Genomic DNA, 13,135 nt, shown 5'->3' on the forward strand with positions numbered 1-13,135 from the left:
GTTCAGCGGGGCTTCAGGATGAAGGGCAGGGTGTCGGCATGCAGCGCCTCGACGATCGCTGCGCGGTGCTTGAGCACGGCGCGCTGGTTGATGGAGCCTTTGTCGGTCACTTCGCCCTTGTCGATGGAAGGCGGCTCGGCCATCAGGTGCAGCCGCGCGATGCGGTTGGCGCTGCCGGTGCCCATGGCCGCCAGCGCGTTGGCCACCTGCTGGAAGTGCGCCTGTACCAGTGCGCTTTCGAGCACCTGTTGCATGCTTGCCTCGGCGGGCAGGCCGGCCAGTTCCCGCACCTTCTGCGTCGGGAAGACCAGCGCGCCGACTTCCTTCAGGTTGATGCCGGTCAGCACCGCGTCCTGCACATAGGGCGCGCCGGCCGCGATGATCTTGGCGCGCAGCGGCCCCACGCTCACGAAGGTGCCGGTGGCGAGCTTGAAGTCTTCGGCGATGCGGCCGTCGAAGCGCAGCCCGCGGTGGATATTCGACTCGTCGATCCACTTCACCGCATCGCCGGTCGAGAAGAAGCCCTCTTCGTCGAAGGCTTCGGCCGTGGCCTCGGGGGCGCGCCAGTAGCCGGGCGTGATGTTGGGGCCGCGGTAGCGCACCTCGGTCTTGCCGTCGACCTCGATCAGCTTGAGCTCGATGCCGGCCGCGGGCAGGCCCACGTCGCCCGACTTGACCTCGGGCCCCGTGACGTAGAGCGCGAACGGGCCGGACTCGGTCATGCCCAGGCCCGTGCCCATCACGATGCGTTCGCCGACTTCGGACTCCTGCGTGCGGTGCAGGCTGTCCCACACGGGCTGCGAGAGCGCGGCGCCCGAGTAGAAGAACATCTTCACGCGCGACAGCAGGTTGCGGCGCAGCACCGCATCGGTTTCCATGGCGTGCGCGATGGCCTCGAAGCCGGTCGGCACGTTGAAGTAGATGGTGGGCGCGATCTCGCGCAGGTTGCGCAGCGTCTCGGCCATGCCGCCGGGCGTGGGCTTGCCGTCGTCGATGTAGAGCGTGCCGCCGTTGTCCAGCACGATGCCCACGTTGTGGTTGCCGCCGAAGGTGTGGTTCCAGGGCAGCCAGTCGACCAGCACCGGCGGCTCCTCGCCCAGGGCGGGAATCGACTGGCGCAGCTGCTGCTGGTTGGCGCACCACATGCGGTGCGTGTTGATCACCGCCTTGGGCATCTTGGTGGAGCCCGAGGTGAAGAGGAACTTGGTGATGGTGTCGGGGCCGGTGGCGCGCATCGCGGCATCGATGGCGGGCGTGGCCGGCGTGGCGGCCAGCGCATCGAACGAGGTGAAGTCGCGGCCCTCGAGCGCGCCCTCGGCGATCACCACTTCGGTCCCGGTGGGCACGGTGGCGGCAATGGCACGGCCGAAGCGCGCGGCGTCGGCAGCAAACACCAGGCCCGGCGTGAGCGTGTCCAGCACATGGCGCAGCTTCTCGAAGTCCTGGCTCACCACCGAGTAGGGCGGTGACACCGGGCAGTACGGCACGCCCGCATAGAGGCAGCCGAGCGCCATCAGCGCGTGTTCGATACCGTTCTCGCTCAGGATCGCGACCGGGCGCTCCGCATCCAGCCCGCGGTCGAGCAGGGCCTGGCCGATGTTGCGCGCCTTCTGCAGCGCCTCGGCGTAGCTCACCCGCTGCCAGTCGCCGGTGCTGCCGTCGGCCAAGCGTTCGCGGCGGGCGATGAAGGTGCGCTCGGGCGCCTGTTCGGCCCAGTGCGCAAGGCGGTCGGTCATGCGGTCGCGGTAGGGCGCGAGCGGTGTCTCGGCCCGCAGGTACTGCGTGCCCGGCGCACCTTGGCGCAGCACGGCGCGGGTGACGCCGAAGGCCAGCGGACGGTATCGGATGGTGGTCATTCCTTGCTCACTTTCGCGCCGCGGCCTTCGAGGAAGTCGCGCACGCGCGCCTTGGCCTCGGGCGCGTTCTGCACGATGCCGGACATGAGCGCCTCGGTGAAGAAGCCGTGGTCGGCCGACTGCTCGGCGATGCGCGGCAGCGCATGCATCAGCGCGTAGTTGGTCAGCGGCGCATTGGTGGCCACGCGCTTCGCGAGTTCGAAAGCCTTGTCGAAGGCCGTGCCTTCGTCGACCAGGTACTGCGCGAAGTTGGCGCGCTCGCCGTCTTCGGCGTTGTAGACGCGGCCGGTCATCATCATGTCGGTCATGCGGGCAACGCCGATCAGCTTGGGAATGCGCACCGAGCCGCCGCCGCCCACGAAGATGCCGCGCGAGCCTTCGGGCAGCGCATAGAAGGTGCTGCGGTCGGCCACGCGGATGTGGCAGGCGCTGGCCAGCTCCAGGCCGCCGCCCACCACCGCGCCGTGCAGCGCGGCGATCACCGGCACCGGACCGTGCTGGATCAGGTCGAGCGCGCCGTGCCACAGCCGCGAGTGCTGCATGCCCTGGCCGGCGTCGCGCTCCTTCAGCTCGCTCAGGTCGAGGCCGGCGCAGAAGTGCGGGCCCTCGCCGTCGAGCACCGCGGCGCGCACCGAGGGAGGCAGCGTCTCGAAGGTGTTGCGCAGCGCGAGGATCAGGCCGTCCGAGAGCGCATTGCGCTTGGCGCCGCGCGTCAGGCGGACGATGGCCACGTCGTCGCGGATGTCGAGTTGGAGGTCGGGATTGGTCATGATTGCATTCGTGTGTGAGTTGGATTATGGTTATGATAAATAATCAATTCAAGGCACTTGAGCACCCCGATCCCTAGGGACTTACCCGTACTGGAGACAACGACATGGACCACCAGAACCTGATCGCCATCGACATCCACACCCACGCCGAAGTGAGCTGCTGGAATCCGTTCGACAACTACGGCGAGGAATACGACCGCGCCGCCGACAAGTACTTCGGCTCCAGCGGCCGGCCCACCATTGCCGAGAGCGTGGCCTACTACCGCGAACGCAGGATCGGCCTCGTGATGTTCATGGTCGACGCCGAATCGAACATGGGCCGCCGCCGCATCCCGAACGAGGAAATCGCCGAAGCCGCGCAGAAGAACAGCGACATGATGATCGCCTTCGCGAGCATCGATCCGCACAAGGGAAAGATGGGTGCGCGCGAGGCGCGCCGGCTCATCGAGGAGCACGGCGTGAAGGGCTTCAAGTTCCACCCGACGGTGCAGGCCTTCCACCCCTACGACAAGATGGCCTGGCCGCTGTACGAGGTGATTGCCGAGCACAAGCTGCCGGCCATCTTCCATACCGGCCACAGCGGCATCGGCTCGGGCATGCGCTGCGGCGGGGGCCTCAGGCTGGAGTACAGCAACCCGATGCACCTGGACGACGTGGCCATCGATTTTCCCGACATGCAGATCGTGATGGCGCACCCCAGCTTCCCCTGGCAGGACGAGGCGCTGAGCGTGGCCACGCACAAGCCGAACGTCTGGATCGACCTGTCGGGCTGGAGCCCCAAGTATTTTCCGAAGCAGCTGGTGCAGTACGCCAACACGCTGCTGAAGGACCGCATCCTGTTCGGAAGCGACTACCCGCTGATCACGCCCGACCGCTGGATGAAGGACTTCGAGACCGCCGGCTTCAAGCCCGAGGTGATGCCGGGCATCCTGAAGGGCAATGCGGTCCGGCTGCTGAAGCTGGAAGGCTGAGCGTCAGCAGGCTGGGCTCAGGGCGGGCTACGCGTCCGCCTCTTCTTTTTCGTCGATCAGGTTCCAGTCGCGACCCGAGCGGCGCTGCCGTTCTTCGCGTTCGCGTGCCATCTGTTCCTCGAACTGCTGGCGGCCCGCCTTGTTGGCCGCGATCAGCTTCGCGCGGTCCTTGTAGTGCGGGTAGATCTCGTCGCTGAGCTTGAGATTGCGGCGCCGGAACCGCATGGCCGTCTCGCGCGCCTCGTGGGCGGGCCAGCCCAGTGCCTCGAGCGTGCTGCGCGCGCTGCGCAGCGACGACTCGAACACCTCGCGCTCCACATCCGTCACGCCGCGGTCGCGCAGCTGGAAGAGGTGGGTCACGTTTCGGGCCCGCGCGATGATGCGGGCCTGCGGAAAGTGCTCCTTCACCAAGTCGACGATATTGAGCGACTGCTCGATGTCGTCCACCGCCACCACGATGGCCTTGGCCGTGCCGGCGCCCGCGGTGCGCAGCAGGTCGAGCCGCGTCGCGTCGCCGTAGAAAACGCGAAAGCCGAACTGGCGCAGGCCTTCGACGGTGTCGGCGTCGTGGTCGAGCACCGTCACGCGCAGGCCCTGCGACATCAGCATGCGGCCCACGATCTGGCCGTAGCGCCCGAAGCCGCAGATCAGCACCTTGGCGTCCTGCTGCTCTGAAATTTCTTCCAGCTGCGTGCTGTTGTTGCGGCTGTAGCGCGGCAGCACGAACTTGTCGAGCAGCACCAGCAAGAGCGGCGACAGCAGCATCGACAGCGCCACCGCGCCGATCAAAAGCGAGGTGGTCTCGGGCGGCAGCACGTCGGGCCCCGCGGCCTGGAACACCACGAACGCGAACTCGCCGCCCTGCGCCAGCAGCAGCGTGAACACCGGCCGCTCCTGGTAGGCCAGGCCCATGGCCTTGGCCAGCGCGTAGATCACGGCCAGCTTGATGGCCATGAAGCCGACCACCAGCAGCGCCATCAGCCCCGGGCTCGCAATCAGCACGCCGAAGTTGATCGACATGCCGACGGCAATGAAGAACAGGCCCAGCAGCAGGCCCTTGAAGGGCTCGATGTCGGTCTCGAGCTCGCGCCGGTATTCGCTTTCGGCCAGCAGCACGCCGGCAAGGAAGGCGCCCAGCGCCATCGACAGGCCCACGAACTGCATCAGCGCGGCGATGGCCACCACCAGCAGCAGCGACGCCGCGGTGAAGATCTCGGGCGTGTCGCTGCGCGCGATCCAGCGCAGCAGCGGACGCAAGGCCAGCCGGCCGCCGAGGATGATGCCGGCGATCACGCCCACGATCTTCAAGCCCTCGAGCGTGCGGTCCAGCCCGCTGAGCGACTGCTCGGCCGCCGTGGCGCCGGCCAGCAGCGGCAGCAGCGCGAGGATCGGAATGGCCGCCACATCCTGGAACAGCAGGATCGAGAAGCCCGCCTGGCCGCTGGGCGTTTTCAGCAGGTTGCGTTCGCCGAACACCTGCAGCGCAATGGCCGTGGAAGACAGCGCCAGGCCGAGCGCCGCCACCAGCGCCACGCGCCATTCGGCACCCGCGGCCCAGCCGACGGCAAACAGCACCGCGGCGCAGCTCAGCACCTGCGCCGCGCCCCAGCCGAAAATCGGCCGGCGCAGGTTCCACAGGCGCTTGGGTTCGAGTTCCAGGCCCACGAGGAACAGCATCAGCACCACGCCGAACTCGGCGAAATGCAGCACGTCTTCCACGCTGGAGACGAGCCCGAGCCCCCAGGGACCGATCGCGATGCCGGCCACGAGGTAGCCGATGATCGAGCCCAGGCCCAGGGCCCTGGACAGCGGCACCACCAGCACGGCGGCGCCCAGGTAGATCAGGCTGTTGGTCAGCCAGGCGGGTGCGTGTTCCATGCTCAGGCCATGCCCTTTTCGTTGTTCGGTTCTTCGTTGGCGGCGGACGCCGCCTCGTCCAGTCCATCGGCTTCGGCCGGGCGGTCGGTTTCGGGCACCGGGCAGGCCACGCAGGCGTCGAGCTCCTCGAGCTCGGGCCATTGCGGGTAGCCGCCGAGCCGCTGGGCGAACACGCCGACGTGCGCCGCCACTTCGTCCTCGGCGGCGCTGCGCGCGCCGTGCAAGACCAGCGGCGGCAGGAAGCGCATGCCGCACAGCGCCGCGGTCTGCTCGTAGGGCGGCAGGAAGGCGTCGAAGAAATAGCGGTGATAGCCCTGGGGGTGGTAGCTCGCCTCGGGGCTTCCCGTGGTGGCGACCAGCCAGAAATCCTTGCCCTGCAAGGCCGTGCCGCCGGGACCGTAGGCCCATCCGTAGCTGAGCACGTCGTCGAGCCAGAGTTTTTGCAGCGCCGGCATCGAATACCACTGGATCGGGTGCAGCAGCACCACCAGGCTGGCCCTGGCGAGCCGGGCGTGTTCGGCCTCGACGTCGATCGCGAAGTCGGGATAGCTGCCGTAGAGGTCGTTGACATCGACGCCCGGCACGCCGCGCGCGGCGGCCAGCATGCGCCGGTTCACGCGCGAGTCGCGCCAGTGCGGATGGGCAGCGAGCACGTAGATGCCGCCGGTGTCGCCGGCGGCCGATGTTGTTGTCGTCATGCCGCGAACATAGCGCAGGTTTGGCGCTTGCCGGGGCCGAGCGCACCGCGTGTCGCTACGATGCGGAGGTTTTTCCAGCTCTGGAGGAGATGCTATGCCGGTGGTTCTGGTCGCCAATCCCAAGGGTGGCGTGGGCAAATCGACGCTCGCAACGAACATTGCGGGCTACTTTGCGAGCCGCGGGCATGCGGTGATGCTGGGCGACGTGGACCGCCAGCAGTCCTCGCGCCTCTGGCTCGGCCTGCGCCCGCCGCAGGCGCGGACCATCGCCACCTGGGAAGCCACCGGTGACAGTGCCGTGGTGCGGCCGCCGCGCGGCACCACGCATGCCGTGCTCGACACCCCCGCCGGCCTGCACGGCTGGCGCTTCAAGGAGGTGCTGGCGCTGGCCGACCGGGTGATCGTGCCGCTGCAGCCGAGCATCTTCGACATCTACGCCACGCGCGACTTCCTCGACCGGCTGAAGGAACAGCGCCGCGCCGATAAGACCCGGATCAGCCTCGTGGGCATGCGCGTGAACGCCCGCACCCTGGCGGCCGACCGGCTGCACGAGTTCATCGCCAGCCTCGGCGTGCCGGTGCTGGGCGAGCTGCGTGACACGCAGAACTACGTGCAGCTCGCGGCGCGCGGGCTCACGCTGTTCGACATCGCGCCGGGCCGGGTGCAGCGCGACCTGGCGCAGTGGCAGCCGATCTGCGACTGGCTGGAAGGCTGAGGATCGCGGCTGTCGCAAGGCCGACAGCCAGGCCGGCGGCCTTCGCGCCAGAATGCGCCGCATGACCAAAAAGACATTCCAGACGCTTCAGGATCTTGCGGCCTGCGTCGGCCAGGAAGTTGCCGTGAGCGACTGGATCACCATCACGCAAGAGCAGGTGAACCAGTTCGCCGAGGCCACGGGCGATCACCAGTGGATCCATGTCGACATCGAGCGCGCCAAGGCCGGGCCCTTCGGCGGGCCGATCGCCCATGGCTTCCTGACGTTGTCGCTGCTGCCGCGTTTCTTCGAGACGGCCCTCGATGTGGTCGAGTCGCGCATGGGCGTGAACTACGGGCTGAACCGGGTGCGCTTCATGTCGCCGGTGCCGGTGGGCAAGCGGCTGCGCGCACGCATGAAGCTGCTCACGGCGGAGCCGATCGCCGACGACGGCATCCAGATGACCTGGGAAGCCACGATCGAGCTCGAAGGCGTGGCCAAGCCGGCCTGCGTGGCCGAGTCGGTGGTGCGCCGCTACCGCTGAGTCCTCCGCTCAGCCGAAGCCGTTCTGCCGCCAGGCCTCGAAGACGGTCACCGCCACGGCATTCGACAGATTCAGGCTGCGCTGTCCTTCGCGCATCGGCAGCCGCAGGCGCTGTGGTTCGGCAAAGCCCTCGCGCACCGCGGGCGGCAGGCCGCTGGTCTCCGAACCGAACACCAGCCAGTCGCCCGGCTGGAAGCGCACGTCGTGCACGGCCCGCGTGCCGCGCGTGGTGAGCGCGAACATGCGCTCGGCGGCCGGCCGCTCGGCCTCGAGCAGCGCCTGCCAGCCGGCGTGGCGCTTCACTTCGGCATATTCGTGATAGTCGAGCCCGGCGCGGCGCAGCAGGCGGTCGTCCATCGAGAAACCCAGCGGCTCGACCAGGTGGAGCGTGCAGCCGGTGTTGGCGGCAAGGCGGATCACGTTGCCCGTGTTCGGCGGGATTTCGGGCTGGACCAGGACGATATGGAACATGCGCCGATTGTCGCGCTGCTCAATGCGGCGGATCGGTGCGCGCGAACACCAGGGCCGTGACGTGCGCCGCGCCGGCCAGCCGCAGCGCCGCGGCGGCCGAGAACAGCGAGGCGCCGCTGGTCATCACGTCGTCGACCAGCACCACGCGCCGGCCTTGCAGCTCGTGGGCGCGCAGGGGCTCCACCGCGAAGGCGCCGCGCAGGTTGCGCAGGCGCTCGGCGCGCGCGAGGCCGCTCTGCGCGGGCGTCTCGCGGGTGCGCAGGAGCAGCGCCGCGTCGGTCTTGGCGGGCGCGAGCCGGCGCGCCAGTTCGAGCGCCTGGTTGAAGCCGCGCTCGCGCAGCCGGGCCGGTGCCATCGGCATGGGCAGCACCCGGTCGCATTGCTCCAGCGCCGGCTCCACCCACGGCACGCTGCGCATCAGCGTGGCAAGCGGCCCGGCCCAGCCGGCCTCGCCGTGAAACTTGAATTGAGCGATGCAATCGGGCCACGGCCACGCATAGGTGCAGGCTGCAAAGCAGGCATCGAGCGGCGGCGGATCACGCATGCATTCGCTGCACCGGGCGACGCCCTCGGGCACCGGCAGGGCGCAGCTGCCGCAGCGCGCGGCCGGCGGCGCGAAGCGCGTCACGCAGGCATCGCAGATGCGCCGTGAAGGCCATGCGCGGCACACCTCGCACTGGCTGGGCAGCCGTGCGAGCAGAGAGGTCAAAGGCCGATCGGCCCAACGGCTGAACATGGGCTCAATATACTCACGGCCCCATGGCCACCGACCCCGCAAGAAGACCGCCGACCATCGATCCAACGGCGGCCGCACGCTGGAGCCGGCTCGCGCCCGCCGACGGCTCGCCCTGGCTGCACGAGGAAATCGGCCGCCGAATGGAAGACCGGCTGCAATGGATCAAGGCGCAGCCGCGCACCTGGGCCGACTGGGCGCCGCTGCGCGGCGGCCTCGAGGCGCACGAGCTGGTGGCCCGGCGCTACCGCGAAGCCGCCTGCTTCGTGATCGAACCCGAAGCGAAGCTGGCCGCCGCGGCCGGCGAGGCGCTGGCCGCGCCCTGGTGGAGCGCGCGCCGCTGGCAGGGCAGCAAGCTGCGCTTCGATGCGCCGCCCGAAGACGGCGTGGACCTGCTCTGGGCCAACATGTCGCTGCACATGGCGGCCGACCCCGAGGCACTCATCGCGCGCTGGCACCGGCTGGTGGCGACCGACGGCTTCCTGATGTTCTCGTGCCTCGGCCCCGACACGGTGCGCGAGCTGCGGGCGCTGCATGCGCGCCTGGGCTGGCCGGCCGCGGGCCACGAATACACCGACATGCACGACTGGGGCGACATGCTGGTGCATGCCGGCTTCGCCGAGCCGGTGATGGACATGGAGCGCATCGTGCTCACCTGGGCCACGCCCGAAGCGGCGCTGGCCGAGCTGCGCACGCTCGGGCGCAACCTGCATCCGGCGCGCTTCCAAGCGCTTCGCGGCAAGGCATGGCATCAGGCGCTGAAGCATGCGCTGCCCGAACTGGCACCGGCGCAGGAGGGCGGCGGGCGCATCGCGCTGACCTTCGAGGTCATCTACGGCCATGCCTTCAAGCCCGCGCCGCGCGTGGCGCTTTCGGCCGAGAGCGCGGTGTCGCTGCGCGAGATGCGCTCGATGCTGCAGCGCGGTCGGCCCGGCGCCTGACCGGCGCGCCCGGCCAGCTGCGCATCCGCGACCGGGCGCCTGTGTCTACCCGCTACAATCCGCCGTTGCGTGAAACTCGCGGGTAGTGTTCCGCGAACGAGGTCTGTCCGATCCTCTGGAGACAAGGGGCTGGGCAGCCGTCGACGCACCGATTTGCTGAACTCGCCCGTGCCGAATTCCGTGTTTCGTTTTGCCACCGTTTCAGGCCAGAACATCCACTGGTTCCTGAAGCGTAATTGCTCGGTGACGCCGAGCCAGCTGGGCTGGCTCTACGCCTCGCTGTGCGTGGTATCGCTCGGTATCGGCGCGGTCTTCTGGATGCTCGGTGCGCCGCTGGTTCTGCCTTTTGCCTGGCTCGAACTGGCCGCGGTGGGTTTCGCGTTCATGCTGTACGCACGGCACGCAACCGATGGAGAACGGATTGCGTTGCAGGGCGGCCGGCTGGTGGTGGAGCTCGAGAACGGTGGAGACTACGAGCGCACGGAATTTCTGCCGCACCAGGTGCGGATCGAACCGCAGGCCGGCGATCGTTCGCTGATCGAGGTCTCGGGTCAGGGTCGATCGGTCAGGGTGGGGCGCTATGTACGCCCGGAATTGCGAGCCGCATTGGCGCGCGAGATTCGCATGGCGTTGCGTGGCGCCTGAGGGCTCGCGCGGCGCTGCACGGTTGGGTTTGTTGAAAAAAATTGAAGAAACGTGAACACGATGAAGAGCATTTGGCGCAATAAGTACAGGCCGGCGAATCTGTTGCTGGCGGCCGGCGCGGCTTTCAGCGGCGCGGCGCACGCAGTCAACGATCTGCCCGGCGGCCCCTCGGTGCGCCAGCTGAATCTTCCGCTGGGCGTCACCAAGATTGCGCAGGAACAGCATTTCCTGCACACGGTGATGATGATCCTGTGCACGGTCATCTTCGTTGCCGTGTTCGCGGTCATGTTCTATTCGATATGGAAGCACCGCAAGTCGGTCGGCCACAAGGCGGCCAACTTCCATGAATCGGTGGTGGTCGAGGTCATCTGGACCATCGTGCCCTTCATCATCGTGATCGTGATGGCGCTGCCCGCCACCAAGGTGCTGGTGGCCCAGAAGGACACCACCAACGCCGACCTCACCATCAAGACCACCGGCTACCAGTGGAAGTGGGGCTACGACTACCTGAACGGCGAAGGCGAGGGCCTGGCCTTCATCTCCACGCTCGACAGCTCGCAGCGCGCCATGTCCGACGCCGGCGCCAAGGGCGCCATGCCCGACGACTACCTCTTCAAGGTCGACAACCCGCTGGTGGTGCCGGTCCAGAAGAAGGTCCGCATCATCACCACCGCCAACGACGTGATCCACGCGTTTGCCGTGCCCCAGCTCGGCATCAAGCAGGACGCGATTCCCGGCTTCGTGCGCGACACCTGGTTCCGCGCCGAAACCGTGGGCGACTACTACGGCCAGTGCCAGGAGCTCTGCGGCAAGGAGCACGCCTACATGCCGATCCACGTGAAGGTGGTCTCGGCCGCCGACTACACGGCCTGGGTCGATGGCAAGCGCAAGGAAGCCGCGGCCAAGCTCGACGATCCGAGCAAGGTCTGGACCCTGCCCGACATGATGACGCGCGGCGAGAAGGTCTATGCCGCCAACTGCGCGGCCTGCCACCAGGCCAACGGCAAGGGCGCCGGCCCGATCAAGGCGCTGGACGCCAGCGCCAAGGTGATCGACGCGGACCACAAGGTGCAGCTGCTGGTGCTGCTCAACGGCCAGAACAATGGCGCGATGCCCTCCTGGAAGCAGCTGAGCGACACCGACCTCGCGGCGGTCGCCACCTATACCAAGAACAGCTGGTCGAACAAGACGGGCCAGCTGGTGCAGCCGGCCGAAGTTCTGGCCCTGCGCGCCAAGTGACCGTGCCCAAGCGCCCCGCGACGAAGAAATTGCAAGGAACAACGAAATGAGTGCAGTCCTCGACCCCCACGGTCACGCCCACGACGGCCACGCACACGACGAGCACCACGCAGCGCCCACCGGCTGGCGCCGCTGGGTGTTCGCCACCAACCACAAGGACATCGGCACGCTCTACCTGCTGTTCAGCTTCACCATGCTGATGGTGGGCGGCGTGCTTGCGCTCTTGATCCGCGCCGAGCTGTTCCAGCCCGGCCTGCAGCTGGTGAACCCCGAGCTGTTCAACCAGTTCACCACCATGCACGGCCTGATCATGGTGTTCGGCGCCATCATGCCGGCCTTCGTCGGCTTTGCGAACTGGATGATCCCGCTGCAGATCGGCGCATCCGACATGGCGTTCGCGCGCATGAACAACTTCAGCTTCTGGCTGCTGATCCCTGCCGCGCTGATGCTCGTGGGCTCGTTCTTCATGCCTGGCGGCGCTCCCGCCGCGGGCTGGACGCTCTACGCGCCGCTCACGCTGCAGATGGGCCCCTCGATGGACGCCGGCATCTTCGCGATGCACATCATGGGCGCCTCGTCGATCATGGGCTCGATCAACATCATCGTCACCATCCTGAACATGCGCGCCCCCGGCATGACGCTCATGAAGATGCCGATGTTCTGCTGGACCTGGCTCATCACCGCCTACCTGCTGATCGCCGTGATGCCCGTGCTCGCAGGCGCCATCACCATGACGCTGACCGACCGCCACTTCGGCACCAGCTTCTTCAACCCCGCCGGCGGCGGCGACCCGGTGATGTACCAGCACATCTTCTGGTTCTTCGGCCACCCCGAGGTCTACATCATGATCTTGCCGGCCTTCGGCATCGTCAGCCAGATCGTGCCGGCGTTCTCGCGCAAGCGGCTGTTCGGCTACGCCTCGATGGTGTACGCCACCTCGTCGATCGCGATCCTGTCGTTCATTGTCTGGGCGCACCACATGTTCACGACCGGCATGCCGGTCACGGGCCAGCTGTTCTTCATGTACGCGACCATGCTGATCGCGGTGCCCACGGCTGTGAAGATCTTCAACTGGATCGCCACCATGTGGCAGGGCTCGATGACCTTCGAGACCCCGATGCTGTTCGCGGTGGGATTCATCTTCGTGTTCACGATGGGCGGCTTCACGGGCCTCATCCTGGCCATCGCCCCGATCGACATCCAGCTGCAGGACACCTACTACGTGGTGGCCCACTTCCACTACGTGCTCGTGGCCGGCTCGCTCTATGCCATGTTCGCGGGCTACTACTACTGGGCGCCCAAGTGGACCGGCGTGATGTACAACGAAACGCGCGGCAAGATCCACTTCTGGTGGTCGCTGATCTCGTTCAACGTCACCTTCTTCCCGATGCACTTCCTGGGCCTGGCGGGGATGCCGCGCCGCTATGCCGACTATCCGATGCAGTTTGCAGACTTCAACGCGGTGGCATCGGTCGGTGCGTTCGCCTTCGGTCTTGCGCAGGTCTATTTCTTCTTCTTCATCGTGCTGCCGACCATGCTCGGCAAGGGCGAGAAGGCATCGCAAAAGCCCTGGGAAGCCGCTGAAGGCCTCGAGTGGGAAGTGCCGTCGCCGGCACCCTTCCACACCTTCGAGAATCCGCCCAAGCTCGATCCGACCGCCACCAAGGTGATCGGCTGAACGGCACCAGGCCGCCG

Annotated in this window: 13 protein-coding genes; 7 read left to right on the plus strand and 6 right to left on the minus strand. The window is 67.6% G+C overall.

Features of this window, described 5'->3' with window-relative positions; genetic code table 11:
* Nucleotides 1–2: 2 nt before the first annotated feature.
* Both L1081_RS24600 and L1081_RS24605 read right to left on the minus strand, forming a co-directional pair.
* Nucleotides 3–1,856: an AMP-binding protein gene (locus L1081_RS24600; protein WP_489414482.1), complete on the minus strand. Its 1,854-nt coding sequence runs from the start codon at nt 1,854–1,856 to the stop codon at nt 3–5.
* The gene (locus L1081_RS24605) at nt 1,853–2,626 is read right to left on the minus strand and encodes a crotonase/enoyl-CoA hydratase family protein (RefSeq protein WP_489414483.1); all 774 of its coding nucleotides are present in this window, start codon (nt 2,624–2,626) and stop codon (nt 1,853–1,855) included. The genes L1081_RS24600 and L1081_RS24605 overlap by 4 nt, the downstream gene beginning before the upstream one ends.
* 104 nt (nt 2,627–2,730) lie before the next feature.
* Here L1081_RS24605 and L1081_RS24610 point away from each other — a divergent pair, with 104 nt between their 5' ends.
* A complete protein-coding gene (locus tag L1081_RS24610; protein WP_062365513.1) occupies nt 2,731–3,597 on the plus strand; it encodes an amidohydrolase family protein in 867 nt (288 codons plus the stop codon).
* A gap of 27 nt (nt 3,598–3,624) precedes the next feature.
* Here L1081_RS24610 and kefC read toward each other — a convergent pair whose 3' ends face one another.
* Both kefC and kefF read right to left on the minus strand, forming a co-directional pair.
* Nucleotides 3,625–5,475 (minus strand): glutathione-regulated potassium-efflux system protein KefC, encoded by a 1,851-nt coding sequence (gene kefC, locus L1081_RS24615; RefSeq protein WP_489414484.1) that lies wholly within the window; start codon nt 5,473–5,475, stop codon nt 3,625–3,627.
* Between the two features lie 2 nt (nt 5,476–5,477).
* The gene (kefF, locus tag L1081_RS24620; protein ID WP_489414485.1) at nt 5,478–6,173 is read right to left on the minus strand and encodes a glutathione-regulated potassium-efflux system oxidoreductase KefF; all 696 of its coding nucleotides are present in this window, start codon (nt 6,171–6,173) and stop codon (nt 5,478–5,480) included.
* A 94-nt stretch (nt 6,174–6,267) separates the two neighbouring features.
* On the opposite strand from kefF, the gene L1081_RS24625 reads away from it, so the two are divergent.
* Together L1081_RS24625 and L1081_RS24630 are read left to right on the plus strand one after the other, a co-directional pair.
* A complete protein-coding gene (locus L1081_RS24625; RefSeq protein ID WP_489414486.1) occupies nt 6,268–6,888 on the plus strand; it encodes a nucleotide-binding protein in 621 nt (206 codons plus the stop codon).
* Between the two features lie 52 nt (nt 6,889–6,940).
* Nucleotides 6,941–7,411 carry a MaoC/PaaZ C-terminal domain-containing protein gene (locus tag L1081_RS24630; protein ID WP_489414487.1) on the plus strand — a complete coding sequence of 157 codons (471 nt, stop codon included), beginning with the start codon at nt 6,941–6,943 and terminating at the stop codon, nt 7,409–7,411.
* Nucleotides 7,412–7,420: 9 nt separating this feature from the next.
* Here the strand turns inward: L1081_RS24630 and trmL are convergent, their stop codons facing one another.
* Together trmL and L1081_RS24640 are read right to left on the minus strand one after the other, a co-directional pair.
* The gene (trmL, locus tag L1081_RS24635) at nt 7,421–7,882 is read right to left on the minus strand and encodes a tRNA (uridine(34)/cytosine(34)/5-carboxymethylaminomethyluridine(34)-2'-O)-methyltransferase TrmL (protein ID WP_015867166.1); all 462 of its coding nucleotides are present in this window, start codon (nt 7,880–7,882) and stop codon (nt 7,421–7,423) included.
* 19 nt (nt 7,883–7,901) lie between these two features.
* Nucleotides 7,902–8,618: a phosphoribosyltransferase family protein gene (locus L1081_RS24640; RefSeq protein ID WP_489414488.1), complete on the minus strand. Its 717-nt coding sequence runs from the start codon at nt 8,616–8,618 to the stop codon at nt 7,902–7,904.
* A 23-nt stretch (nt 8,619–8,641) separates the two neighbouring features.
* On the opposite strand from L1081_RS24640, the gene L1081_RS24645 reads away from it, so the two are divergent.
* The 4 genes from L1081_RS24645 (at nt 8,642) to ctaD (ending at nt 13,118) form a co-directional block, all read left to right on the plus strand.
* The gene (locus L1081_RS24645; RefSeq protein ID WP_489414489.1) at nt 8,642–9,556 is read left to right on the plus strand and encodes a class I SAM-dependent methyltransferase; all 915 of its coding nucleotides are present in this window, start codon (nt 8,642–8,644) and stop codon (nt 9,554–9,556) included.
* Nucleotides 9,557–9,724: 168 nt separating this feature from the next.
* Nucleotides 9,725–10,201: a DUF2244 domain-containing protein gene (locus L1081_RS24650; RefSeq protein ID WP_124960143.1), complete on the plus strand. Its 477-nt coding sequence runs from the start codon at nt 9,725–9,727 to the stop codon at nt 10,199–10,201.
* Nucleotides 10,202–10,261: 60 nt separating this feature from the next.
* Nucleotides 10,262–11,440: a cytochrome c oxidase subunit II gene (gene coxB / locus L1081_RS24655; protein WP_489414490.1), complete on the plus strand. Its 1,179-nt coding sequence runs from the start codon at nt 10,262–10,264 to the stop codon at nt 11,438–11,440.
* 46 nt (nt 11,441–11,486) lie between these two features.
* Nucleotides 11,487–13,118 carry a cytochrome c oxidase subunit I gene (gene ctaD / locus L1081_RS24660; protein WP_489414491.1) on the plus strand — a complete coding sequence of 544 codons (1,632 nt, stop codon included), beginning with the start codon at nt 11,487–11,489 and terminating at the stop codon, nt 13,116–13,118.
* The last annotated feature ends 17 nt before the right edge of the window (nt 13,119–13,135 follow it).

This window comes from Variovorax sp. MSC1_012 (assembly GCF_023667525.1).
Taxonomy (GTDB): Bacteria; Pseudomonadota; Gammaproteobacteria; order Burkholderiales; family Burkholderiaceae_C; genus Variovorax; species Variovorax beijingensis_B.

Bases quoted from the DNA above. Each gene is read 5' to 3' on its own strand.
- L1081_RS24600 (WP_489414482.1), bottom strand. From the start codon at position 1,856: ATGACCACCATCCGATACCGTCCGCTGGCCTTCGGCGTCACCCGCGCC.
- L1081_RS24605 (WP_489414483.1), bottom strand. From the start codon at position 2,626: ATGACCAATCCCGACCTCCAACTCGACATCCGCGACGACGTGGCCATC.
- L1081_RS24610 (WP_062365513.1), top strand. From the start codon at position 2,731: ATGGACCACCAGAACCTGATCGCCATCGACATCCACACCCACGCCGAA.
- kefC (WP_489414484.1), bottom strand. From the start codon at position 5,475: ATGGAACACGCACCCGCCTGGCTGACCAACAGCCTGATCTACCTGGGC.
- kefF (WP_489414485.1), bottom strand. From the start codon at position 6,173: ATGACGACAACAACATCGGCCGCCGGCGACACCGGCGGCATCTACGTG.
- L1081_RS24625 (WP_489414486.1), top strand. From the start codon at position 6,268: ATGCCGGTGGTTCTGGTCGCCAATCCCAAGGGTGGCGTGGGCAAATCG.
- L1081_RS24630 (WP_489414487.1), top strand. From the start codon at position 6,941: ATGCGCCGCATGACCAAAAAGACATTCCAGACGCTTCAGGATCTTGCG.
- trmL (WP_015867166.1), bottom strand. From the start codon at position 7,882: ATGTTCCATATCGTCCTGGTCCAGCCCGAAATCCCGCCGAACACGGGC.
- L1081_RS24640 (WP_489414488.1), bottom strand. From the start codon at position 8,618: ATGTTCAGCCGTTGGGCCGATCGGCCTTTGACCTCTCTGCTCGCACGG.
- L1081_RS24645 (WP_489414489.1), top strand. From the start codon at position 8,642: ATGGCCACCGACCCCGCAAGAAGACCGCCGACCATCGATCCAACGGCG.
- coxB (WP_489414490.1), top strand. From the start codon at position 10,262: ATGAAGAGCATTTGGCGCAATAAGTACAGGCCGGCGAATCTGTTGCTG.
- ctaD (WP_489414491.1), top strand. From the start codon at position 11,487: ATGAGTGCAGTCCTCGACCCCCACGGTCACGCCCACGACGGCCACGCA.